This window comes from Sunxiuqinia sp. A32, from assembly GCF_052690465.1.
The window spans coordinates 82848-108614 of record NZ_JBQYLI010000016.1; the positions used below are offsets into that span (position 1 = coordinate 82848).

A 25767-nucleotide genomic window follows, 5' to 3' on the forward strand; every position below is an offset into this window, starting at 1 on the left:
ATATACAAACTTGTGATTTTATGAACGAATGACGAAGGCTTTTGTGACATTTGATTGGAATACAATTACTTCCCAATGTTAATATCTCGTTTCCACGAAAATGGTTTTATAGGTCTTTAGAATGATTCTTGTAAAGTAATTTTTATCTTTGTGGCGTGTTTTACAACATATCATTTACTCATAAACCGATTCAACATGATTTTATTTTTCAAGACCCCCGGGGAAACCATCATTGCTGTTGAAACAGCGATATCTTTTTCATCGAATGATTTGGAAAAACTATGCTGGTTATTTGGGGACGCAGAAGCAATTAACCACGATGTATTAACAGGTTGGTTTGTTGGACCTCGAAAAGAAATGATCACCCCTTGGAGTACCAATGCGGTTGAAATCACCCAAAATATGGGAATTGAAGGGATTTCAAGAATGGAAGAGTTTGTTGAAGTTCCGGATGAGTCGGCAGGCTTTGATCCAATGTTAAGCAGATTGTATCAAAATCTGAATCAGGAAATTTTCACTATCAATAAAAAACCTGAGCCAATTATTGAGATAGAGGATATTGCTTCTTATAATGAACAGGAAGGATTGGCTTTGAGTGATGATGAAATCACGTATTTGAATTCCGTTTCTGATAAGATGGGGCGAAAGTTAACCGATGGTGAAGTGTTTGGCTTTTCTCAAGTGAATTCGGAGCATTGTCGTCATAAAATATTTAATGGTGCATTTGTTATTGATGGGGTAGAGCAAGAGATGTCACTATTCCAATTGATTAAGAAGACTTCGAAAGAAAATCCAAATAAAATTATTTCAGCATATAAAGATAACTGTTCGTTTGTACAAGGGCCGGTTGTTGAGCAGTTTGCTCCTAAAACACAGGATAAACCGGATTATTTTGAGGTAAAAGATATAGAAACAGTTCTTTCGCTGAAAGCTGAAACACATAACTTCCCAACTACAGTAGAGCCATTTAATGGTGCTGCAACCGGAACGGGAGGAGAAATTCGTGATCGTATTGCTGGTGGAAAAGGAAGTTTGCCGATTGCAGGTACTGCAGTTTATATGACTTCATATCCACGAACCGAAGATGCAAGAAGCTGGGAACAAGCAACTGAAGAACGTCCGTGGTTGTATCAAACCCCAGAGGAAATTTTGATTAAAGCATCCAATGGTGCCAGCGATTTTGGAAACAAATTTGGTCAGCCATTAATTACCGGATCAGTTTTGACGTTTGAGCATTTTGAGAACTATAAAAAATATGGTTTCGATAAAGTGATCATGTTGGCTGGAGGTATTGGCTTTGGAGCTAAAAAGGATAGCTTGAAAGATAAACCTGAAGTTGGCGATAAAGTAGTTCTGCTAGGTGGAGATAATTATCGCATTGGAATGGGTGGAGGTGCTGTATCGTCCGTTGCAACCGGGGAGTTTGAAAATGCTATTGAGTTAAATGCGGTGCAGCGTGCCAATCCTGAAATGCAAAAACGAGCGTATAATGCGATTCGTGCCTTGGCGGAATCGGATGACAATCCAATCGTTTCAATTCACGATCATGGTGCTGGTGGTCATTTAAATTGTCTTTCAGAATTAGTAGAAGAAACCGGTGGAAAAATAGATACAAGTAAGTTGCCTGTTGGTGATCCTACACTATCGCAAAAAGAGATCATTGGTAATGAATCTCAGGAGCGAATGGGATTGGTGATGAGAGAAAAGCATATCGAACTTTTGAAGAAAATTGCTGATCGTGAACGTTCGCCAATGTATGTGATCGGTGAAACAACTGGTGATATGCAGTTTACCTTTGAAAATTCGAAGACAGGTGAGAAATCAATCGACTGGCAGTTGGCTTATATGTTTGGAAATCCGCCAAAAACTGTATTGACTGATACTACAGAAGTAGCCAATTTCGAAGAGTTGGCTTATCAACAAGATAAAATTGAAGATTACCTGGAAGATGTTCTCCAGCTGGAATCTGTTGCATGTAAAGACTGGCTGACAAATAAAGTCGACCGATCAGTAACCGGACGCATTGCGAAACAGCAGGGAGCAGGTAAGTTGCATCTTCCATTAAATAATGTGGGTGTTATTACTCTGGATTATCAAGGGAAAAGTGGTTTTGCAACTTCTATAGGACATGCTCCTGTAGCAGGAATGGTCAATCCTGAGAGTGGATCAATCCTTGCTATTGCTGAATCCTTGACCAACATTATTTGGGCGCCAATGCCTGATAAGATGAAAAGCATTTCGTTGAGTGCAAACTGGATGTGGCCCGCTAAAAATCCTGGAGAAAATGCCCGTATTTATAAAGCAGTAAAAGCAGCTAGTGATTTTGCCTGTGCGTTGGGAATCAATATACCAACCGGTAAGGATTCCATGTCGATGACTCAGAAATATAAAGATGATGTGGTTTATTCTCCGGGGACGGTAATTATTTCTGCTTCTGGTGAAGTTACTGATGTGAAAAAGGTAGTTGAGCCAGTAGCTGTTAATGATCCATCAAAACCTCTTTATTATATTGATTTTTCTTCAACGCCGCTTGTTTTAGGTGGTAGTGCTTTTGGACAAATCATTAATAAATTGGGGCAAGATGCACCAACAGTTTCTGATCCTGCTTATTTCTTGAAAACGTTTAACGCTGTTCAGGATTTAATTGAAGAAGAGTTGATTGTGGCTGGGCATGATGTCGCTTCCGGAGGTTTGATTACAAGTTTGCTTGAAATGTGCTTCAGTGACAATGAGACTGGCCTTGAGTTGGATTTGACCGGTTTGAATGAAAAAGACGTTGTAAAAGTTTTATTCAATGAAAATCCATCAATTGTTATTCAAGCTGCAGATGCAGAAAAACTGGAGGCAAAGCTTACTGAAGCAGGCGTGAAGTATGTGAAAATTGGTCAACCTTCCGCCGATCGAAAATTTGCAGTGAAGAACTTTGATCAAACACTGGATCTTGATGTTGATTCATTACGTGAATTGTGGTTTAAATCTTCATATTTAATGGATCGTAAGCAAAGTGGTGAAGAACTTGCCTTGGAGCGTTTCAAAAATTATAAAAAGAACGAACAAGTATATGATTTTAAAAATTTCACTGGAAAAGCGGCTGATTATGGTATTGATCTAAATCGTAGGGAGCCAAGTGGAATTAAAGCAGCTATCATTCGTGAAAAAGGTGTAAATGGCGATCGCGAGATGGCTTACATGCTTTACTTAGCTGGAATGGATGTTAAGGATGTTCATATGACGGATCTGATTGCAGGACGTGAAACATTGGAAGATGTGAATATGATTGTCTTTGTAGGAGGGTTCTCTAATTCCGATGTTTTGGGATCTGCCAAAGGTTGGGCTGGAGCATTTAAATACAACGAAAAGGCTAAAACAGCACTCGATAATTTCTACAAAAGAAAAGATACACTTAGTTTAGGTATTTGTAATGGTTGCCAATTGATGGTTGAGCTTGGATTGGTTTATCCGGAACACGATAAAATGCCGAAAATGCTACATAACGAATCTCATAAATTTGAATCTGCCTTTGTAAATGTTGAGATTGCCAAAAACAATTCTGTCTTGCTTGAGTCGATGGAAGGAATGAAATTAGGTGTTTGGGTGGCTCATGGTGAAGGAAAATTTAGTATGCCATATGATGAGGAAAATTATACCATTCCAGTGAAGTATTCATACGATTTCTACCCTGGCAATCCAAATGGTTCAGATTTCAATACAGCAGCTATTTCATCAAAAGACGGTCGTCATCTTGCAATGATGCCTCACCTTGAAAGAGCTTTTAAACCTTGGCATTGGCCTTATTATCCGGCTGATCGAAAGAATGAAGAAATTGCCCCATGGATGGAGGCATTTGTTAATGCACGAGAATGGATTAAAAAGAATAAGTAATATGAAAGCCCTCGATGATTCGGGGGTTTTTTATTTTCTGAATCTTTGTATTTAACAAAAATTACTCTAACTTGCTTAGCATAGTTGGGATTATTATGAGTAACGAATTTGGCAAAGATCAACCAATGAATACCAATCCCAAAGGTTGGGAGACAATTCATTCTACCTCACAAAAAAAGTATAAGTACTTGTATAAAATGATGAGGTTAATGTGTGATAATGTGCCAGATCTTATTTGGTCGAAAGATCTTAATCGGTGTTATACATTTGCTAATAAGGAGCTTTGTAGATCTATTTTACTGACCAATGACATTGAAGAGCCAATAGGGAAAACCTCTGCTTACTTTTATAACCGTATTAAAAATGAAAAGCCAGACGATAAAGAATGGTATACATTAGGTGATTTATCGGATCATAGTGACGATTTTGTTTATCAGTTTCATAAACCTATTCAGGTTGTCATAAGCGGTTTTATTCGGGGGAAATTTGTGGAGATTGAGTTGACAAAAGCCCCGTTTATTGGCGAAGATGGCAGTTTTATCGGGTTGGTTGGTGCTGGACGGGATGTTACTAAACGAAAAGTAATTGAGAAAAATCTGCGATTAAGTGAAGAACGGCTGCAGTTAGCCATGGATGGTGCAAATTTAGGAATTTGGGATTGGCAAATTAGTACAGGGAAGTTGCTTGTTGATCGTAAATGGGTAAGCTACTTTGGTTATACTTCGGAGGAATTTAATAATGATCTGGATTTTTTTAAGAATCTAATTCATGAGGATGATATTGACACCTATGAGCAAAAGATGAATGCTCATTTCATGAATGAAACACCTCGTTTTGAATGTACTTTCAGACTCTTACATAAAGATGCAAATCAATATTACTGGCTAAAATCAGTCGGCACCATAATTGAGAGAAATTCACAAGAGGAACCTATTCGCATGGTTGGTGTTCATCAGGATGTTACAGAGAGTGTTGAGTATGAAAATAAATTGAAACAAGCCATGTTGCATGCCGAGGAGAGTGAACGTTTAAAAACTGCTTTCTTGGCAAATCTATCGCATGAAATAAGAACTCCGCTAAATAGTATTCTTGGATTCACAAAATTCTTGGTTTTTGAAGAAGATCTGCCTATGGAGATCCGAAAAGAGTACATGGAGATTGTTGAAGAGAGTTCGGAGAATTTCTTGCAGATTATCAATAATATTATTGATATGTCTAAAATTGAAAGTGGGGTATTCACAATCAATAAAGCGATGTTTGATTTGCATGAACTTTGCGAGGAAGTGCTTGAAAACCTCAATAAACAATATCGATACTCAGATAAAGTAACTTTAAGTTTTTCTCCTGACCCTGAAAATGAATTAATGATTTATACCGACAACGGAGTGTTGGAGCATATACTTACTAGTTTGTTGTCAAATGCGATCAAATTTACTCACGAGGGAGAGGTTGAGCTTGGTTATGAGTTGGTTGATGAGCATCGATTGTTTATCTATGTAAAAGATTCCGGTATTGGTATCAATCCAAAATACGAGAAAGTTATTTTTCAACCATTTAGACAGTTGTCTGAGAGTTTCAAAAGGGAATATGGTGGTGCTGGCTTGGGATTAGCAATAGCTTTTAGCATGACAGAGATTTTGAATGGAAAACTATGGTTTGAATCAGAAGAAGGGAGAGGTACAATATTTTATGTGTTCATTCCACTTGACTGAGGGGATCTTTTTCCCTTGTTTAAAAACAAAGCTGTTGTTCGTTTCTTTAACAAAAAATCAACATCTTTGTAAGTGCAAGCTGGTGGTATGAAAAAACTATTTCTTTTAACGTGTATTTTCTTTCTGGGAAATATTATACATGCACAAAACTCAGCCGATAGTCTAAAGAGTAAACTGTTGGAAGCTACTGGGCAAGAGCATGCTGAAATTCTTTTAGAGCTTGCCAAATTTTACTCCAAGACAGATAGCTTTTTATGTGTTCAATATTCATCTGCTGCAATAGCTGAATCTACAGAGCTTTTCAATAAAGATATTATTGCGTCTTCCTATTATCAGATTGGTGAAACGTATTATTATTTTGATAATTATTCTGGCGCATTGGAATCTTATCAAAGAGCAATGAATTATTATGTCGCTGATAATGATTCATCGAATATTGCCGAGTGTTATAACTCCATAGGATTGGTTTATTATTATACGGGCGAGTACAATATTGCGATTGAGAATTTATATAAAGCACTCAAGACTTTTAACAAGATTGGAAATAAGGACGAAGAGGCACATGTATATTCCAATATTGCAATGGTGTATTCCAGGATAAAGGATTATAGTTTGGCTGCTGAGAATTACCGAATGGCCTCCTTGATAAACATGTCGATTGAAGATAAGGGGAGTTTATCTGTAAATTATAACGGTTTGGGAGTTACTTATTATAACCTTGAAAAATACGATTCTTCAAAAGTGTATTATAATAAGGCTCTTCAATTATTTAAAGAGCTCGGGAATCAGCAGAGACAGGCGATAGCATTGAATAATATTGCTAATATTTATGTGAATTCAGGTGATAGCTTAAATCAAGCGTTAAGCTATTATGAAGAGGCACTTCATGTTTTTCGTGATTTGAAAGATACACGAAACGTAGCTTTTGTAATGGAAGGGTTAGGGAGTGTTTATAGGGAGTTGGGAGATTATAATTCTGCACTTTCCGTTTTCCAGGAATGTCTTTATTTGGTGAATGCGCATAAGTTTGGGTATTATTTGTCTCAGTTGGTTTACAGTGATATTGCGCTAACCTACGAAAAAATGGGACGAATTACAGATGCCTATAACGCCTATAAATTATATAATTTGTATAATGACAGTCTTTTGCAGGAAGAAAGAATGGATCAAGTTGCTGAACTTGGCAAGAAGTATGAAATTGAAAAGAAGGAAGCAGAAATTGATCGCTTAAATGCGTTGCAGCAGGTTCATGAGTTACAAATCTCGCGAGATAAGCAAGTTCGGGGCTTTGGAATAATCATGATTATTCTGCTGTTGGTAATTACTTTTATTGTATCAATCGGATATTTGGACAAACGCAAAACAAATCAGCTGTTAAGTATAAAGAATTCACACATTGAAAAGCAACGAAAGGAACTTGAAAAGATAAATGCTTCCAAGAATAAATTTTTCTCAATTATAGCACATGATTTGAAGAATCCGTTTCATACAGTAATGGGGTATTCTTATTTGATGCATAAGGAATATAAGCGTTTCAAGGACGATGAGCGGGAAAAATATGCAGCGGACATTTATCGATCAACCCATAGTATTTTCAGACTATTACAAAACTTATTAGACTGGTCGAGATCGCAGACTGGTCGGTTAAATTTTGAGCCAAGGCAATTTGTGTTAGCTGATTTGTATGAAAGTACCAGTGGCCTGATAAAACCAACTGCTGATTCTAAGAATATTAAGTTAGTCTCGAAAATTGATCAGGGATTAATTGCATTTGCGGATCCGATGATGATTGAAACGATTCTTCGTAACCTGATTAGTAATGCCATAAAATTTACCCGAGAAGATGGTTGGGTTAAAACAGTGGCATTATCTCAAAATGAAAAATTATTAATATGTGTTGAAGATAATGGTATTGGAATTAAACCCAATGATCTAAAGAAACTATTTAAAATCGATTCCAAGATAAAGAGCAAGGGTACTAATAATGAAGATGGATCTGGTTTGGGATTAATTCTTTGTAAGGAATTTGTTGAAAAGAATGGAGGTAGCATTTGGGTAGAAAGTAAGTTAGGGGAGGGAAGTAAATTTTGGTTTACAATACCATCGTCCAATTTGCCAACTTCTTAATATCAGTTTAGTTCTCAACTAACATTGCCTTCCCTAGTTGATCAGCTTTTTCCTTATCTGCCAGTATCTCTACAATTTGTAAAGCAAATTTTAGTGCAGCTCCGACTCCACGGCCTGTAATAATATTTTCAGATACCATGGTAGGCTGAAAACTAAGCTTTGCACCCGTAAGTTCTTTTTCAAAACCCGGATAGCAAACTGCATCTTTTCCTTCAAGAAGATTTAAATGGCCAAACACCAATGGCGCAGCACAAATTGCACCCAGAAGTTTTTTTTCCTTGTTGAAGTCAATAATTTGAGCTTTTAAACCTTCATGTTCGTCAAGGTTCTTTGCACCAGGCATTCCTCCTGGTAAGACTAGCATGTCCATGTCAGAATAATCAACCTCTGTGAAAATATTATCTGCAATTACCGGTATTTGATGCGACCCGACTACCTTGAGATCCTCTGTCATGCTAATTGTTGTCACATCGAATTTAGCTCTCCTTAGTACATCAATAATTGTAATTGCCTCTATTTCCTCAAAGCCTGCTGCTAATTGTATTGCTACTTTTTTCATCTGGTTTTTATCTTTTTCTTCAAAATTAATATTTCTTTACGAGGCAAAAAAATGGCCTGCATCTGCAGACCATTTACCCGATAAGATCTAATTTATTAAACTAGTTTGCGTATTCTTTCAAAGATTTTTCTAATTTCTTGCGAGTGAAGAAAATACGACTTTTTACAGTACCTAAAGGTAAGTCGAGCTTTTCTGCAATCTCTTTATATTTATATCCATCCAGAAACATTTTAAATGGTACTTTGTACTCATTCTCCAGCGCATTAATGCTTTTCAAAATTTCTTTTGAGCTGAAAAAAGAATCTGGTGACGGATAAATTTTGTCTTTGGAGAACTTTAGATGGAAATCATTGTTTGAACCATCAAAAGTATTTTTAGCCTTCACGTTTCTCCGGTAATTGTTGATAAACGTGTTTTTCATGATGGTGTAAATCCATGCTTTGAAATTCGTGTTTTGTGTAAATTTATCACGATAGGTTAATGCTTTCAAAAAAGTTTCTTGGAGTAGGTCTTGAGCCTTTTCCTGATCCGATGTTAAACTCAAAGCATAATACAATAACTTATCTTGTAGCCCGAGTAGCGCGTTATTAAATTGAATTTGTGTCATGGCAGCGGTTTTAAATTGTTTTTTTGAAATATTGTTTAGAACAAATATAAATAACACGAGGCGTTTAAAAAAGGAATTCGAAGTCTTTTATTATTCGATTTTATTTAATCTCCATAAATAAAATTGATATATGCTGAAAATAAAGCAACTAAGGAAATTTACGAGTTTTACATAAATTTGTTTACCTTTTTAATTGTGTTATCAAACAACTTATTTATACTTAGATTGTGTATGAATTGTTGTTTAAATTTTGTATTTTAAATAAAATCAATACAACTTTCCTGTTTGAAGATTATTTGTAGATTTGCCGCACAATTACACTAGTAATTCTATCAATGATAAATTTTAGTAAAAACCACAAAAGGGCTGAAATGTTTATTTTCAAGCACTGGGGGGGTAAAAACTATTCGTTATTTCAGGCATTGAAAATGCATGTAAAAATAGGTGTGCTGGCACTTACTTATTTTTCAACTGTTCTGGTTAATGAAGTTATTGCTCAAACAGATAGTTTGAATGTGAATGTAGAGTATGATCTTGATGAGATTGAGGTCAGCGCCCAGCGGGCACCTGTGAGTTATTCTCAGGTGGCACGGATTGTTTCCGTGATAAACCGCGAACAAATTGAGTCGGCTCCGGTCGGTAGTATACAAGATCTGCTGGAATATGCTTTAAGCGTAGATGTCAGACAAAGAGGCACCAACGGCGTGCAGGCTGATGTTAGCATTCGAGGCGGATCATTCGACCAAACACTTATCTTACTCAATGGAATTAATCTTTCCGATCCCCAAACCGGTCACCACAATCTTAACTTACCGGTTAGTTTAAAAAACATCAAACGTATCGAAATTCTTGAAGGTCCCGGAGCCAGAGTTTACGGGCCTAACGCATTTTCAGGAGCTATTAATATCATAACAGACGCCGGAACTGGGAATAGTTTCACTGCTGATGTATTGTTTGGTGAATACCAATTGCAGGATATTAATATTTCGGGGAACGTTCAGAAAGGACAATTGAACAACTATTTTGCGTTTGATTATAAATCGTCAGATGGGTATATAGAGAATACTGACTTTGATAATTATAATCTTTTCTATCACGGGAATCTTTCAGTTGAAGAAGGAAAACTTGATTTTCAGGCAGGAGTATCCAATAAGGAATTTGGCGCTAATAGTTTTTACACACCTGCATACCCAAACCAATTTGAAGCAACCAAGACCATTTTCTCATCCGTAAAATTTGAATCGGATACAAAATTGCATTTAATGCCAGCTGTTTATTGGCGTAGGCATCAAGATCGTTTTGAACTTTTCAGAGACAATCCAGCTTCTTGGTACGCTGGTCATAACTATCACTTGACGGATGTGCTGGGAGCCAGTATAAATAGTTGGTTTAGCAGCGATTTAGGAAAAACTGCATTTGGAGCAGAGTTTCGTTCAGAGAATATATGGAGTAATGTTCTGGGAGAATCGCTTGACAAGCCGATAGATGTGCCTGGTGAAGAAGGAAAGCAATTCACCAAGTCGCACTCGAGAACAAGTATCTCTTATTTCGCAGAGCACACATTTTATGTTGGTGACTTGACTGTTTCTGCAGGAGCAATGGCTAACTGGATTTCCGATTTGAATTTTGAATGGAATGTTTATCCAGGGCTTGATATTGCGTATGATTTTACTGAAAATTGGAAAGTATTTGCTTCTGTAAATCAATCTTTACGAATGCCAACATTTACTGATCTGTATTATGATGGACCTACGAATAAGGGAAATCCAGATCTCAAGCCAGAAGAATCAACCACAATTGAAGGTGGAATAAAATATCGGAATCAATTCATTAGATCGCATGTAGGGTATTATCATCGAAAAGGAAAAAACCTCATCGACTGGGTTAAAGAAAGCGAGGAGTTTGAATGGACGCCTCAAAACCTCACTGAAATAATAACTAATGGTGTTGAAATAACTTCTGAAATTGATTTTAGAAAATTGGTAAGCAAATCGTTTTTCTTAAAGAAATTCAATTTGAATTATTCATATGCCAAGCTTGACAAAGGAGAGAGTGCCTATATTTCAAATTATGTGATGGACAATTTAAATCATAAACTGGTATTGGGAATTGACCACTCTATCTGGAAAAAGCTAGGTGCAAATTGGAAATTGCGTTATCAGGATCGAAATGGGAGTTATTCCAGGTTTGAGGATAAAGTTTACGTGGATGAAGCTGAATACGAACCATTTTGGTTAGTAGATGCAAAACTTTATTGGAAGGCAAAAAATTACCAGTTGTATATGAATGCATCCAATTTGTTTGATAAGCAATACGTTGATCTGGGGAATGTGATTCAACCCGGGCGCTGGATTAGCTTTGGATTTTCCTACAACTTGAATCTGAATTAAAAAATAAATTAAATATATACGTGTAATTGTAGGGGTCTGTTTATTAAGCAGGCCTCTTTTTGTTTTTCTATTTTTCTACCCGAATTAACTCGGACCCAAGATCTGTTTTATCAATACCTTCGACTTTGAATAAAGCCTTGAAATTGTTGCTTGCTTTGGGGTGGCTTTCTTGAAATTGTTTCAGGTAATCTGGATTCGTAAACTGTCCAACAGTCGAGATATTACCAATATCCTGAGTGGAGAGAAAGAATAGATAATAATTATCCGAATAGCCATCTAATGAAATTACAAGTGAATAGTCATTTTGCTTCAGGTCTGTATTGTTGGCTGAATATACTGTTGCTTTTGGATCTTTACTTTTAATATATTGTCTATCTCCACTTCGAATTCCAAAATTGAACTCTAATTCATTGACAACATTTTCAAACATCCCCATGTTTTTATAATTCCCAATGTAAATGATATTGTATGATTTTAAATCTTCAGGTTGCATGTCAGATGCAAGTTTGACTTCAATGTTTTTCCCAATTTGACTAAATACACGTTGAATATCGTTCTGACAAAATACAGACATTTTGGAAAGGTAGGTCAGTTGTGTCTTACTAATAATTTGTACAAGATCTGGCTGTTTGTCGAGTAAATGCTCATATTCCACTTCTGAGTTTATGGTATAATCTCTGAATATGCCCATTCTTCCTGTTGGCAACATCCCACTGAAAACAAAATAATCACCAAATACAAGGAGTGTTTTTTTATCACTGTTTGCAAAGTCTTGCCATACTGGTAACTTTTGCCAGGGGGTATCCGGTGTTTTTCTATCGACATAAATTATCGTGCCCAGGAAAATGCAGATTAGACAAAGCAAAGAAAATGCAATTTTATAATTAAATCCTAATTTCGGTTTAAGCTGCTTTCTTGAATGAAACTTGACATTATATTTTCCTTTTTCAACTTCAAAAATCAGTGAATCTTTTATTCCATCAGATTCATAATAGTCGTTCAGTTTCTTTCTGAGATTATGAATGTATACCCGTATTTTTGAATCTTGTTTGTAGTCATCAGCATATTTTTTCCCAAAAAGTTCGATCCCGATGGTATATTCTTTTGGATTATTGCCTTCCAACGTCGTTTGCACCAGGTAATCGAGTAAATCACAACTAATTTTTGACTTATTAAAATGAGTGGATTTTTTGATGTTTTCTAATTGGTTGTATATTAAGTCTTTGTCGTGGTTCATTTATTCTTGTGTAAGTCAAAAATAACGGTTATAAAACAAGTTTAAGGTCAACAAATATACCTGATTTTTCTTAAATTTATAATTTCGTTTGCGTTACCGAAGATAAGGTGAAAATTTACCAATTAAATCTAAACAGAAATGAAATCACTTACATTTATTATTCTTGTTGCTTTTTCAGTACTTCTAGTTTCCTGTCAGAAATCGTCTGATTGGGAGGAACTTTTTAACGGGAAAGATTTGACCGGATGGACGCAACTAAATGGAAAAGCAAAATATGAAGTAATTAATGGCGAAATTGTTGGAACGACTGTTGCTAATACGCCAAATTCTTTTTTAAGAACTGAAAAAACTTATGGTGACTTTATATTCGAAGTTGAGTTGCTGGTTGATAATGAGATGAACTCTGGAATTCAGTTTCGTAGTTTGAGTTCAGAGGACTTTCAAAATGGTAGAGTACATGGTTATCAATGTGAGGTTGATCCATCCGAGCGAGCTTGGAGTGGCGGTATTTATGACGAAGCTCGCAGAGGTTGGTTGTATCCACTGGAACAAAATCCTGAGGGAAGAAAAGCTTTTAAACGTGGAGAATGGAATCATTACCGCATTGAAGCTATAGGTAATTCGCTTCGCACTTGGGTGAATGGTGTCCCTTGTGCCGATTTAATTGATGATATGACTGCCGAAGGATTTATCGCCTTGCAGGTTCATGGTATTGGAGATTCTTCTGAGGCAGGATCCCAGATTAAATGGAGGAACATTCGAATTAAAACAGAGAATTTGGAGCAGAGTTCTTGGACCGATATTCCAGTGGTAAATCTTATTCCAAATTACCTTTCACCTCAGGAAAAAGCTCAAGGTTGGACAATGCTGTTTGATGGAAAGACGACTGAAGGTTGGAGAGGTGTTGGAAAAGAAGAATTTCCTTCAAAAGGATGGAAGGTCTCTGATGGCGAATTGATTGTTGAACCTGCTGACGGTGCTGAATCAGGAAATGGTGGGGATATTGTTACCATGGATGAGTACTCAACTTTTGAATTGAAATTGGATTTTAAAATAACAGACGGAGCAAATAGTGGTATTAAATATTATATCACGGAGAAGTATGGCTCAGATATGTCTGCAATCGGGTTAGAGTACCAAATTCTGGATGATGAATTGCACCCGGATGCGAAAATGGGAACAGCTGGTAACCGGACTGTTGCGTCATTGTATGATTTGATTCCTGCTCATAAAAACAAAATTGTAAATAAACCGGGTAGATGGAATCAAGCGCGTTTGATTGTGGAAGGTACCCGACATGAAGAATGGTTGAGAGGAAATAATATAGAATCGAATGATTTTGTTGGAGCACATGTGGAGCACTGGCTGAATAACCGGAAAGTTCTTGAATACGAGCGGGGAACTCAGGCTTTTTACGCATTGGTTGCACGAAGTAAATATGCAGTGTGGGAAGACTTTGGATCATGGCAGTCTGGTCATATATTATTGCAGGACCATGGTAACGAAGTTCACTTTAGGAGCATCAAAATTAGAAAATTAGACTAATGAGTTTTCCCTTAAAACTAAATACAATTTTGTTAGTTGTAGTGGTACTTTTTTCGTTCACGAACTGTAAAAAGAAAGAAGTTCAGTTTCAACTTGGTATTGCTTCCTATTCATTAAGAAAATTTCCGGTTGATGAAACGATTTCTTTTACGAAACAACTTGGAGTAAAGAATATTGCATTTAAAAGTTTCCATTTAAAATTGGATGCGCCGGATTCTGTGATTAACCAAACTCTCCAAAAATGTAAAGGCGCTGGCATTAATTTGTATGCTGGTGGCGTGATTTATATGAAGACACAAGCCGAAGTTGATCAGGCATTTGAATATGCTAAAAAAGCAGGGATGGAGATGATCATTGGGGTGCCAAATCATGAATTATTACCTTATGTGGAAAGCAAGGTGAAGGAATATGATATAAAGATGGCAATTCATAATCATGGACCTGGTGATAAACTCTATCCGAGTGCTGAAAGTGCGTATACTTTAATTCAAGAAATGGATCCACGAATGGGGCTTTGTATCGATATTGGTCACACAAAACGTATTCATAGAAGTCCAAGTGATGATTTGAAGGAATTTTTTGATCGTGTTTTTGATATCCATATCAAAGATGTTACAAGTGATGATGCTGATGGACAAAACTGTGAGATCGGTCGTGGAGTGATCGATTTTCAAACATTCCTGTCAGATCTTATAAAACTTGAATATAAAGGAATTGCGTCTTTGGAGTATGAGATAAATGCTGATAATCCTTTTCCTGGTATGGCTGAATCAATTGGATATTTGAATGGCGTTTTAGATACATTAACTAAATAATCAAACTAAACTTAATAGAATGACAAACAGAAGAAATTTTATCAAAAAGACCACTTTAGGTGCTGCAGGTGTGGCTATTGGTGGAACTGCATTGGGAATGTCTGCGAAAAGCTACTCGCGTATTATTGGAGCTAATGACCGTCTTGCTGTAGCTGTTATGGGATGTGGGCGTCGAGTTGGAGCCTACTATAATTCATTGAAAAATACAGATAATAATGTGGATTTGGCCTATATCTGTGATGTAATGAAAAAGCAACGGGAAAAGGTTGCGAAAGATTTAGCAGGGAAGGTATCGGGCAAAGCAAAACTGGAGGTTGATATTCGCAAAGTATTGGATGATAGTGATGTAGATGTGGTTTTTGTAGCAGCTCCTGACCACTGGCATGCTCCGGCAGCATGGATGGCGATGGAGGCTGGGAAGCATGTTTATTTGGAAAAACCATGTAGCCATAATCCCAGAGAGGGAGAAGTACTAGTGACTTTGCAGAAAAAATATGGAAAGCATGTCCAAATGGGAAATCAACAGCGTTCATCAGCTGAGTCAATTGATATTATTTCCCAAATTCATAATGGGGTTATTGGAGAAGTTTACAAAGCAGTTGCATTTTATAGTAATACCCGTGGTGAAGTAGTTGTTCCCAAAGTAGCACCGGTTCCTGAAGGATTGAACTGGGAGTTGTTTCAGGGACCTGCTCCAAGGAAAGCTTATGAGCATGATACATGGGATTATAACTGGCATTGGTATGGTTGGGACTACGGAACTGCTGAAACTGGAAATAATGCAACACATGAATTGGATGTAGCGCGTTGGGCATTACAGGTTGATTATCCTGAATGGGTAGATGTTGAGGCCGCTAAACGTCATTTTAAGAATGATGGATGGTCAATGTACGATACCATGGATGCTACTTTCCGTTTTCCAGGAAATAAAGTGATCAAGTGGGATGGTAAAAGCCGTAATGGGTATAAAACCTATGGTGCCGACCGTGGAACGATCATTTATGGAAGTGAAGGATCTGTATTTGTTGATCGCAACGGTTATCAGTTATTTGATCGCGGAGGAAAATTGGTAAGTGACAGTGTCGCTAAAGCCAAAGAGGCTGGTACTGCATTAGGCGGTGGCGGTGCCATGACAGATATTCATGTGGCTAACCTGTTTAAGGTTATTAGAGGTACAGATGCTGAACTAAACTCTCCAATAGAAATGGGAGCAATTAGTCAGATGTTGACTCATTATGCCAATATTTCTTATCGTACCAATAAATCATTCGGTGTAAATACGAAAGACGGTCGCATTAAAGATGAGGAAGCCATGAAATTGTGGGGTAGAGAATATGAGCCAGGCTGGGAGCCAAAAATATAGTCTGAGAATAAGCTTGAAAGATGCTAATTCTTTCACGTAAAACTATATAAGCCGGGACAAAACTTTGTCTCGGCTTATTTATGTAGTTGATCTTACTTAACAATTTTTAAGTATCGATAGAAATATTGCAAGAAAAACGATAGCCTTTATATCTTTGAGCCTATGAAACGATTTTTCCTTTTATTTCTCGGAATTAGTTTTTCTATCTCGCTTCTGGCACAGGAAGACTGGGGATGGTGGAATGAATTGCATGGATGGGAACCAGGAATGCCAAGTTGGAGAAGTTTTGTTATTATCAGTCCGGGGTATTTAGGCCCCAACGCTTTGCCCGTACCTGAAGTTAAAAAAGGAATACTAGATAATCAAAAGCATGTTGAGTTTGGTGCTGATTTTCATTTTAGAGATGGAGACCCTACTCAAAATATTTCGGGGAATTTGTATTATCCGTTTGCTGATGGTAAAATAGCAATTGAACTTTATGGAGTAATGTTAGAGCACTATGCAATGTCTGCAGAGGTTCGAAATGAACGCAGGGCGCGAGATTACGATGGGAAAGGACTTGCAATCGGCGACTTGTACTTTTCTACCTTGATTCAGTTATCCAAGGATAAAAGATTTCCAAGTACCTTGTTTCGCATGGTGGGTAAAACGGCTTCTGGAGGGAGGCTTGATGCTGCTCGTTATGCTGATAGTCCTGGCTATTTCTTTGATCTGAGTTTTTCAAAACGATATGGAAATGCAGACAGTCCAATTCGATGGTTGCCGTTTTTATCAGGAGGTTTTTATTCGTGGCAAACGAATGATGACATGAATTTGCAGAATGATGCTTTCATGTACGCTGCCGGTATTGAACTCGATCATCAAAAATGGAAAATTACCAATTCTTTGAGTGGTTATTCGGGCTATAAAAATGAGCGGGATAAACCATTTGTTTATACCTTGGATATTGTTCGAAAATTGAATAATAATGATCTTCGGATTCAGTTTATTAACGGGTTAAGGGATTGGGAATATAAAACCTTTAAAATTTCGTACAGTTGGAAATGGAATTAAATGATCAGCATAGAAGTATTCTAAAAAATAAAGGATTGCTTGGATTCCTTGCCATGTATAGCCTGTTTTTTCTTGTTGGTGCAGTTTTACTTATCATTCTAAAACATGGTGATGTTGTCCTTTGGCTTAATCGATATTCAAAAGAAGAATTAGATGGCTTTGTTAATATTTTAACTGATCTCGGTCTTGGCAGTTTTATTGTAGTCGTGATGGTTTTGCTTTCCTTCATTCGAGTTCGATACGCTTTGATGGGTTTGGTAAATCTTGCTTTTGTAGGCATTTTCACGAACCTGTTTAAGAAAGTTCTTTTTCCTGATCGCATTAGGCCTTTGAATTACTTTTTATATGATGATTTCCACCGGTTTCTGTATCAGGCAGAACTGAATTATCATTCAAGTTTTCCTTCCGGACATACAATGACTATTTTCGCGGCAATGAGTCTTATCGCTTATTTTGTTGGAAATCGGATAGTTGGCGGATTAATGTTTTTCGTGGCATTGGTGATAGGATTTACCCGAATATACCTATTGCAACATTTCTTTTTAGATGTTTTTGTTGGTTCCGTTTTAGGAATCATATCTACACTCCTGGTTATTTGGATAGCTGATTGTAAATTGGATCTTCATCAAAATCAGATTTTTCAAAAACCAATTTTTCAAATTTCTTTTAAAAAGAACAAATGACATTCTATGCATCGAGATTGATGCATATTTTAGTGCTGATAATTAACTGCTTTTTCTTAATTTCGCATCGCAAACAAAAGAAAGGTGGAAACAATTTATCTCAGCTTTCTTAAAATTTGAAACATGAAACAATTAAGCCTCGTTATTTGCGTCTATAATGAAGAGTTGAATATTACTCCATTAAGTGAACAAATCAAATCTGCCCTTGAAGGAATCGATTTTGAAGCCATTTTTGTAGATGATGGCTCTTCTGATACGACTCGCCAGAAAATCAGGGAAATCAATGATGAACGTTTTTTGTTATTGGAATTAAAGCGAAATTACGGGCAAAGTTCAGCTTTGCAAGCTGGTATTGATCAAGCAGAAGGAGAGTATGTTGTTTTGATTGATGGTGATTTGCAAAATGATCCTGCTGATATTCCAATGATGCTGAAAATGGCTAAAGAAGGGGATTGGGATTTAGTTGCTGGAGTACGAGCAAATCGAAAAGATGGTGCTTTTTTGAGAAAAATCCCTAGTAAAATTGCGAATTACATCATTCGGGAATCTACTGGAATCAAGATGAAGGATTTAGGATGTACCTTGAAGATTTTCACAAAAGAGGCTGTTAAAAATATAAATATTTATGGGGAACTCCATCGTTTTATTCCTGCTTTACTAGCATTGGAAGGTTCAACCAGGATGACGCAAATTGATGTAAACCATCGTGCACGTGAGTTCGGAAAATCTAAATACAATTTGAGCAGAACCACCCGGGTTTTTAGTGACTTGTTGCTCATGTTGTTTTTCAGGAAATATATGCAACGCCCAATGCACTTTTTTGGTAGTTTGGGAATCGTCACTTTTGGGATTGGATTTTTGATTAATGCCTATTTGCTTATTCTCAAAGTTTTGGGACATGACATTTGGGGAAAACCAATCTTAATTTTAGGGATGCTTTTAGTTATGGGAGGAATTCAGTTTATTACCATTGGTATTATAGCTGAGATGCAAATGAGAACTTATTTTGAAGCTCAGCAGAAAAAGCCTTTCCGAGTTAAAAAAGTGAGCAAAACGAATACCAAAAACTAATCAAGGTATAGCAAATTGGTGGTGGTTGAAATGGTAAAGTAGAAACGAGATCCTTTACCAAGTTCAGACATTACCCAAATGTGTCCACCTAATTTTTCGACCAGTGATTTGGTGATGGATAGGCCAAGACCTGTCCCCCCGAAATTGCGGGTGGTGGCGTCTTCAACCTGTTCAAAAGCGGAGAATATGCTTTCTTTTTTATCGTCAGGAATACCAATTCCTGTATCCTTAATGAAAAATTGCAATACACTGTCGTCACGGAAAATATAGCCAAAAGAGATTTCCCCAGACTCCGTGAATTTTAAAGCATTTCCTAATAGGTTAAGCAGAATTTGCTTCAGGCGGTATGTATCTGTTTTAATTGTAAAATCCGGATTCTCGATGCCTTTACTCAATATGAGCTTAATTTCTTTATTTGATTCGATGGAAAGTTGATTGTTGAATAAATCAAATACTTCTTCCATTAATCGATTCAACTTGCATTCTTGAATTCGTATGTTTAGTTGATTGGCTTCTATTTTGGAAAGATCAATAATATCATTAATCAGATTTAACAAATGTTCACCGCTATCTTGAATTAAGTTCAGGTATTTCTTTTTGGTTGCATCGGTAAGTTCAGGATCGTCTAATAACGAAGTAAACCCAAGTATAATATTCATTGGGGTTCTTATTTCGTGGCTCATATTAGCCAAAAATGCCGACTTCAAATAATCACTTTCTTCTGCTTTTTTGCGGGCTTCAACTAATTGTTTATGATTTTTAATTCTATCTGATATGTCATGAATAATTGCAAAGAGATTAATACCATCATTAAGCTCAATACGACCAGCGCTCACTTCGACATCTTTGATGGTGCCATTTTTTAATTGGTGTTTTACCTGCACTCTTAAATTCTTCTTGGCAATTGCCTTCAAGGTACCATCCAGATCAAAATTGGGAGTCTTATTGATGTCAGTTACTTTTAAATCCTTAAATTCTTCGTAGCGATAGCCATAGAATTCACAGGCGGCTTCATTCGCATCTTCAACCTTTCCAGTTGACGGGTCAATAATCAACATAACTGAATGGTTATCTTTGAAAATGCTTGAATAGTTCTCTGCATTTATTCTGAGCGATTTTTCCAGCTTGTGCTTTTTATTTATCCGGAACAGACCAAATGCAAGTAGAAGGAAAAAGGCAACCAGAAGAAGGACAATTTTCAAGATCAAATCTTTTTCCAAATTTATATTTGTGCTGGGGCGATTTTGAATTTCTACAAAATCAGGTACATTCTCAATATTAATTCCCAGGCTATGCATTCGAGCATAATCAAGCACGAAAATATTCGAATGATCTCCAAGTGACACTTTAATTTGGCTAATAGGCGTTCCGTTTAAAATCTGTTTGGTAATCAAACATGCGGGAAATGCCTGCTTATAAAAGCTCTGACGTATACCTCCGGCAAGGTTCATTCCCGGTTGGTAAAAAGAATGATTGTATATTTTCTTATTAGCGCTCGACTTAAGAATTGTATTTATTTCATTGGGTGTGTGGTAGCCATCTTTCGATCGCAAAGCAGATAATACCAATACTATTTCCTCCGGACGAATGGCATTGACTACTTCTTTAAATTGATTTAGCGTATAATCACCAATGGATATTTTTGTAAAATTAATCTCGGGAAAATCAGCTTTTGCTATTGAGAATGTTACGTAATCAGCAATTCCGGTCTTTGTTTCATCGGTAATAACGGTTATGTTCTTGCTGTTTGGATGCAGGGATTTGATAAAATTCAAGTTTCTTTTTATTGAAATATTTTCAATAATTCCTGTAATCTCTGGATTTGAATCCTGTGCATACCCTATTTCCTGATCATTGACACCCCAAAAGACAATTGGTGTTTGGGGGAATAATTCATCCTGATGTTTAACGCAAAATAGGAGCGCATTGTCATTCGCGCTGATAACTGCATCGTAAGGTTGTTGATTTTTTATTTTTATTTTGATCCTGTCGAAAACAGTTTGATTTAGTTCCCCAGCAAAATATCTTTTCGAATCTAAAAATTCAATATCAATTTCATATTCCAAAGATGGGAAAACGTCATACAAAGTATTTACCGAGTTTATATATACTGGGAAAGTGGGGTCATACGAATATAAAGCAAGAATTTTCTTTTGCTGCTGGTTTGCAAGCAGATTTATTGATAAGAGCAGGAATACCCAAATTACAGATATTCTCAGGATATAATTTGAATGTTTTCGGTTATCCAAAGTGTTAGATTTATTTAAGATATTAAAGAAAGCAATTTATTTTCAAATGGAAATAAGGCAAATGATGAAATTATGTAAAGAGGAAGGAGATTTGAATTGGTGAGGTGTAAGGTAGTTTATTTATCTTCTTCTTTGATGCCGAAAGTATTCTTTACTCCGCTGAAAACAGATTTCCACCAATAATTTAAAATAGAACGTTTTTCATCACGTTCATAATAGATTTGATCAGGCAAAAGTATTTTGGATCGTGGATTTTTTGATTTAATCATTAAGCTATTGGCCAAAAAGCTAGCAAATTTTGATTCTTTAGTATCGCCATCTTTTATCGATAGAATATTTACTTTTAAATCGTCATAGGCAAATTTCAGTTTCCCATTGGAGTGAGTATTATTTGCGTGAAAATCGAATTCAAATCGATTTAGCTGCCCCGATCGAATCGTTATCAATGCAGCATTTCGAGTCATTGGATTTAGAACGCTCATGTCGAAAGGGGATAATTGCCCTTTAACAATAAAATAGTTTTCAGGAGAAAGTTGGTCAAATTGGATTTCAGAATTAAGCTTTATTTTTCCAAACAATTCGGTGCTTGCACGAAGGTTAACAATTGGATTTTGATTAAGTCGACTAGATATATTTGTAAAAGGGTATAAGCATGCATTTAAGTTTTGAAAATGAATCGTTCCCGGATCTGGTATTTCATCGAGCTGCTCAGAATAGCTGATGGCGGAAGAAACAATTTTTACCGAATCAAAATAAAATGGAAGTTTGTAATCGCCAATGATATCCTGTGGCATTGGTGGGCGCTGTTTTTCATTAAACGGTTTTCGCATGTCACGATAAATATCAAATCGGGCATTTTCAAAACGAATTTGGTTACCTGCTAGTTCTTTCTTATCCAGATATCGTTGTAGATCAAAATCGGTGAATTGAATCAATCCTATTTCCCCATTGTAATGATCTGTTTGAAACGGAATTATTTGTTGGAATTCATGTTTGGAGTATTTGGGCTTGACTTTAATCCCCATAAATGAAATTGTCGATGGAGAGCTGGTGTATTTAAACTCGTTGCATGATAAATCGTACCAATCGTTTTTATCTGTTCCATTAAGTTTGGAGAGTGATAATTCAAGCTTTTCCGCTCCCAGTAACTTTCCAGATGGGAGCGCATTTATTTTGAATTGGGTTAAATCGAGATTGATGTTTTTAATATTTCGGTTTAGGGCTTCATCGTTTATATTTAAAACAGCGTCTTTAAGATGAATCGAGTTTGAGGAAAATTCATCCATTAAAGTTAGTAGGTCATCATTGAGTTTAAGCTCATATAGATTTGCCGAATTTTTTGTTTGCTCTCTTTTCGTGAAATTGAAAACAGCCCCTTCTGCCACAATACTATTAGAATGAATGATATCCCTCCTGTTATTTTCATTGATTTCCAATCCTTCAATATCCATCCTTTTTATAGTTGTTCCGGTAAAACCATTTTGCGGGATTCCATCTTTTAAAGAAACCATGAAATCTTGCACCTGTATTTGACTTTTGTTTTGCGAAAATTTAACCTGTCCGATATTGAAATTGTAATTTCCTAAGTCCGGGATGAGTGTCAAATTTCGCAGCGTACTATTAATAGTTGATGATGTCAGTTTAGCGGGTTGATTTTTCCCATTACTTTTTAAACTAACATGCGTTCCGGTAAGATCAATATCCAGACTTGAAATTTCTCTATTCAGCTTGTTGTTCGTTTTCAGTAGGGATAGATGTCCGTTATTCAGATTAAGTTCGTCGAGTGACAGCAGTTTTATTTCTTCCGGCAGTGGAATGGTGAAATCTTTAAGGTATAATTTCGATTTTGTATTTCCGGTTTGATATATTTTTATGTTAGGACTATTGATATTTAGTTTTTTAACAACCAGTTCTTTGCTGAAATAGGCATTTTTAATATCAACGCCTTCCAGAGTAAAGTCAGGGATGTTGATTTGCAGGTGACGGGGTGATTTGGCGTAGGTGCGACTGGTAATATCCGGATAAAGAATAGCATTTTTAACCCGCACTTCATTTCTTTTAGTTGAAAATCCAATCTCTTTCAATTGTAGGTAGTGCACATTATCGGATAGCTTGAACAGGTGGTCTTTTAAAGTTAATTCAAACTGATCCGAAAAAAGGAGCCTGTTGTTATCCAATTCATCGTCATTAAACCGGAATCCTTCCAATTCAAGATTGAATTTGTTATCAAATGAAATAGTTCTTCCTTTTCGATCATGATTGACTAGCTGGAACTGGCCATTCGGGATTTTCAGTTGTCCAATCTGAATGTCACGAATGTAAGTTTTTATCAAATTGTAAAAATCATTTAAGTCAAATTCTTCTCTGTTTTTCTTATTTCTTGCTCTAAGTTCAAATTGTATTTTGGGTTCTATAATTGAAAAGTAGTTGATATTTAGTCTTTTATTGAAAAAAGCATGGTGGATATTTGTATTGCGAAGTTGCAGTAGTGGAATTTGGATGTCGTATAATCCAGTTCTGTCGCGCTCTTTTAAAAGCTGCAGGCCATCTTCATTAGCGATGGGGAACAAGTGTAGGTTTTTAATGCTCGCTCTTTTTTGGATGCTGGAAACTTCTATTCGATCCATGTTTAATATGTGCAGCTGATCTTGCAACTTCATGTGATAGTCATCAAACTCCAATTCAATATTGGTGGCAAAAAAAAGTTTGTCCGTTTTGTTTGCGCTGATAGAATCCAATGAAAAGTCTGTTAAGCGAAACGAGAAGTTAGCTTCAATAACAGAGCTGTCTTGTTTGTTCTCGAGTGTCGCTACTTTAAATTGTCCATTCTCAATGGTAATCAGGTTGGAATATATTCCTTTAATATAGTTACTGATGAAATTGTACAGCAAGCTGTTTGATTCGTTTGAACGCGTTTTTCTTTTGTTTTTACCCCGGTCAATATCTATGATCGGCTTATAGGCTGCTATTTCCTGCAAAGGCATTTCTCTGTGATGATACAATCTCGTCATATCAACATTGTGCATGCGAATACTGTCGCAGTTTAAGGAAACCTTAGTGATTTTACTTTGGGAATCATTCGCCCACATTTTTAAATGATCGGCACTTAGCGTATTAGTTTTGCTATTAGCTATAATTTGATTGGCTGAAAATTTATGGACATGATCATTTAACTCAATGGAATATTGATCGACATTAATATTAATTTGATCAGAATACAGGATTTTTTCACTATTGGAATAAGAAAGAGAGTCTAGTTGAAACTGATTTAGCTCAACGACTAGTTCTTCAAAAATTTGTTTGTTGGATGTTTTATCCTTTTTTCGTTCTATTTGTAACTTGTCGGCATTGAGTTTTAGCAATCCAATATTTAACTGGGTAAATTCATTTTTAACTAATTGGTACAAATCAAACTCTTTCATCTCCTTGAAATTCACACCTGGTGCATTAGTTGGCGGCCTGACTCGTATTTGCGCGCTCTTAAGCTCAAGCGTATCTATTTGAATGGTATCTTCCTGAAATATTTCGTTAATGTTTCTTGATTTTATATAGAGTTCCGGAAAGTCGACCCAATATAATGTTCTGTCATTTGATGAAGAGTCTGAAGGGTGTAAATTAACATTCACGGCGTTGATGCCTTTGTTTTTAATAGAGAAGTTAAGTTTTTCTACTTGCAACAAATGGATGCTGTCGCTCAAAAGTTTTTGATAGTTTGCAATTCCCAGAAAAATATCCTTTGCTTTAAAATAGTCTTGCGTCGCAAGGATCGTTGAATCAGTATAAAAATCAATAACTCCAATATTGAAGTTGATAGCACTTTTCGTTGATATTAGATTGCGAGATGGTTTTTTGCTTAATAATCCGGCATGGAGTAAAACAATTTCATTTACTGAAATGGAAGTGAAATATTGATTGATAAAAGGCCGTAAGGCTTGTACTAATTCATCGATGTTTTCATCACTAATATTCTGATTTGGATTATTACTTATTTGAAAAAATGGATCTTCGATTTTAATTCTTTTAATGTGAAGTTCATTTTTATTGAAATAATCAAGTAAGCTTATGGATTCAAAATTGATAGTTTTCGTTGAAAATTCAAACTTGTGATCAGTAGTGTCTTTGCTGGTTGAACGAATCGATAAATCTGTAATCGAAAGGTTTCTTTTTATTGGATTAACAGATATCTCAGAAAATGATACGGTATACTGACCGTTTGTTTTTTTCTTCAATATATCAGCCAGTTGTTGCCTTGAAAAGCTATTACCCCAGAAATAAACCGACAATATAATTGCAGTCAATACAATTGCAATGACAGCAAAAAGCCAGCGGATAGATTTCCATATAGTCTGTTTTGACAAGGGCATGGTGCAACTTTATTAAGGTAACTGTCAATAAAGATCACAATTTTGCGAAAAAAGTTGCCTATTCAAAGGAAAAAGATTCATGAGATCGGTGTGTTGTAAAATAGCATTTC

The 25767-nt window shown here is 36.2% G+C and carries 15 protein-coding genes; 10 read left to right on the plus strand and 5 right to left on the minus strand.

What is annotated here, in order from left to right:
* The first annotated feature begins 195 nt into the window (after positions 1-195).
* The 3 genes from purL to ACUNWD_RS15810 all read left to right on the plus strand — a co-directional run bounded on the left by purL (position 196) and on the right by ACUNWD_RS15810 (position 7721).
* The gene (purL, locus tag ACUNWD_RS15800; protein ID WP_445588806.1) at positions 196-3882 is read left to right on the plus strand and encodes a phosphoribosylformylglycinamidine synthase; all 3687 of its coding nucleotides are present in this window, start codon (positions 196-198) and stop codon (positions 3880-3882) included.
* Between the two features lie 95 nt (positions 3883-3977).
* On the plus strand, positions 3978-5594 hold the full coding sequence (locus ACUNWD_RS15805; RefSeq protein WP_445588807.1) for a PAS domain-containing sensor histidine kinase: 1617 nt from the start codon (positions 3978-3980) through the stop codon (positions 5592-5594).
* A gap of 87 nt (positions 5595-5681) precedes the next feature.
* A complete protein-coding gene (locus ACUNWD_RS15810; RefSeq protein ID WP_445588808.1) occupies positions 5682-7721 on the plus strand; it encodes a tetratricopeptide repeat-containing sensor histidine kinase in 2040 nt (679 codons plus the stop codon).
* 7 nt (positions 7722-7728) lie between these two features.
* On the opposite strand, the gene ACUNWD_RS15815 is transcribed toward ACUNWD_RS15810, so the two are convergent.
* Positions 7729-8280: a DJ-1 family glyoxalase III gene (locus ACUNWD_RS15815; RefSeq protein ID WP_445588809.1), complete on the minus strand. Its 552-nt coding sequence runs from the start codon at positions 8278-8280 to the stop codon at positions 7729-7731.
* Between the two features lie 100 nt (positions 8281-8380).
* Positions 8381-8887: an RNA polymerase sigma factor gene (locus ACUNWD_RS15820; RefSeq protein ID WP_445588810.1), complete on the minus strand. Its 507-nt coding sequence runs from the start codon at positions 8885-8887 to the stop codon at positions 8381-8383.
* Between the two features lie 371 nt (positions 8888-9258).
* Here ACUNWD_RS15820 and ACUNWD_RS15825 point away from each other — a divergent pair, with 371 nt between their 5' ends.
* Entirely contained in the window at positions 9259-11277 is a 2019-nt protein-coding gene (locus ACUNWD_RS15825; protein ID WP_445588811.1) for a TonB-dependent receptor plug domain-containing protein, read from the plus strand.
* A 67-nt stretch (positions 11278-11344) separates the two neighbouring features.
* On the opposite strand, the gene ACUNWD_RS15830 is transcribed toward ACUNWD_RS15825, so the two are convergent.
* Positions 11345-12514 (minus strand): helix-turn-helix domain-containing protein, encoded by a 1170-nt coding sequence (locus ACUNWD_RS15830; RefSeq protein ID WP_445588812.1) that lies wholly within the window; start codon positions 12512-12514, stop codon positions 11345-11347.
* 138 nt (positions 12515-12652) lie between these two features.
* Between ACUNWD_RS15830 and ACUNWD_RS15835 the strand changes: the two genes are divergently transcribed.
* The 6 genes from ACUNWD_RS15835 (at position 12653) to ACUNWD_RS15860 (ending at position 19044) form a co-directional block, all read left to right on the plus strand.
* A complete protein-coding gene (locus ACUNWD_RS15835; RefSeq protein WP_445588813.1) occupies positions 12653-14059 on the plus strand; it encodes a 3-keto-disaccharide hydrolase in 1407 nt (468 codons plus the stop codon).
* On the plus strand, positions 14059-14874 hold the full coding sequence (locus ACUNWD_RS15840) for a sugar phosphate isomerase/epimerase family protein (RefSeq protein ID WP_445588814.1): 816 nt from the start codon (positions 14059-14061) through the stop codon (positions 14872-14874). The genes ACUNWD_RS15835 and ACUNWD_RS15840 overlap by 1 nt, the downstream gene beginning before the upstream one ends.
* 19 nt (positions 14875-14893) lie before the next feature.
* Positions 14894-16237 carry a Gfo/Idh/MocA family protein gene (locus ACUNWD_RS15845; protein WP_445588815.1) on the plus strand — a complete coding sequence of 448 codons (1344 nt, stop codon included), beginning with the start codon at positions 14894-14896 and terminating at the stop codon, positions 16235-16237.
* Between the two features lie 162 nt (positions 16238-16399).
* The gene (locus ACUNWD_RS15850) at positions 16400-17290 is read left to right on the plus strand and encodes a hypothetical protein (RefSeq protein ID WP_445588816.1); all 891 of its coding nucleotides are present in this window, start codon (positions 16400-16402) and stop codon (positions 17288-17290) included.
* Entirely contained in the window at positions 17281-17973 is a 693-nt protein-coding gene (locus tag ACUNWD_RS15855; RefSeq protein WP_445588837.1) for a phosphatase PAP2 family protein, read from the plus strand. The genes ACUNWD_RS15850 and ACUNWD_RS15855 overlap by 10 nt, the downstream gene beginning before the upstream one ends.
* A gap of 123 nt (positions 17974-18096) precedes the next feature.
* Complete coding sequence (locus ACUNWD_RS15860; protein WP_445588817.1) at positions 18097-19044, plus strand: glycosyltransferase family 2 protein; 948 nt, start codon at positions 18097-18099, stop codon at positions 19042-19044.
* Here the strand turns inward: ACUNWD_RS15860 and ACUNWD_RS15865 are convergent.
* Both ACUNWD_RS15865 and ACUNWD_RS15870 read right to left on the minus strand, forming a co-directional pair.
* Positions 19041-21293, minus strand: a complete 2253-nt coding sequence (locus ACUNWD_RS15865) for an ATP-binding protein (RefSeq protein WP_445588818.1) — start codon at positions 21291-21293, stop codon at positions 19041-19043. The genes ACUNWD_RS15860 and ACUNWD_RS15865 overlap by 4 nt on opposite strands.
* A 116-nt stretch (positions 21294-21409) precedes the next feature.
* Positions 21410-25657 carry a hypothetical protein gene (locus ACUNWD_RS15870; RefSeq protein WP_445588819.1) on the minus strand — a complete coding sequence of 1416 codons (4248 nt, stop codon included), beginning with the start codon at positions 25655-25657 and terminating at the stop codon, positions 21410-21412.
* Positions 25658-25767 lie beyond the last annotated feature (110 nt).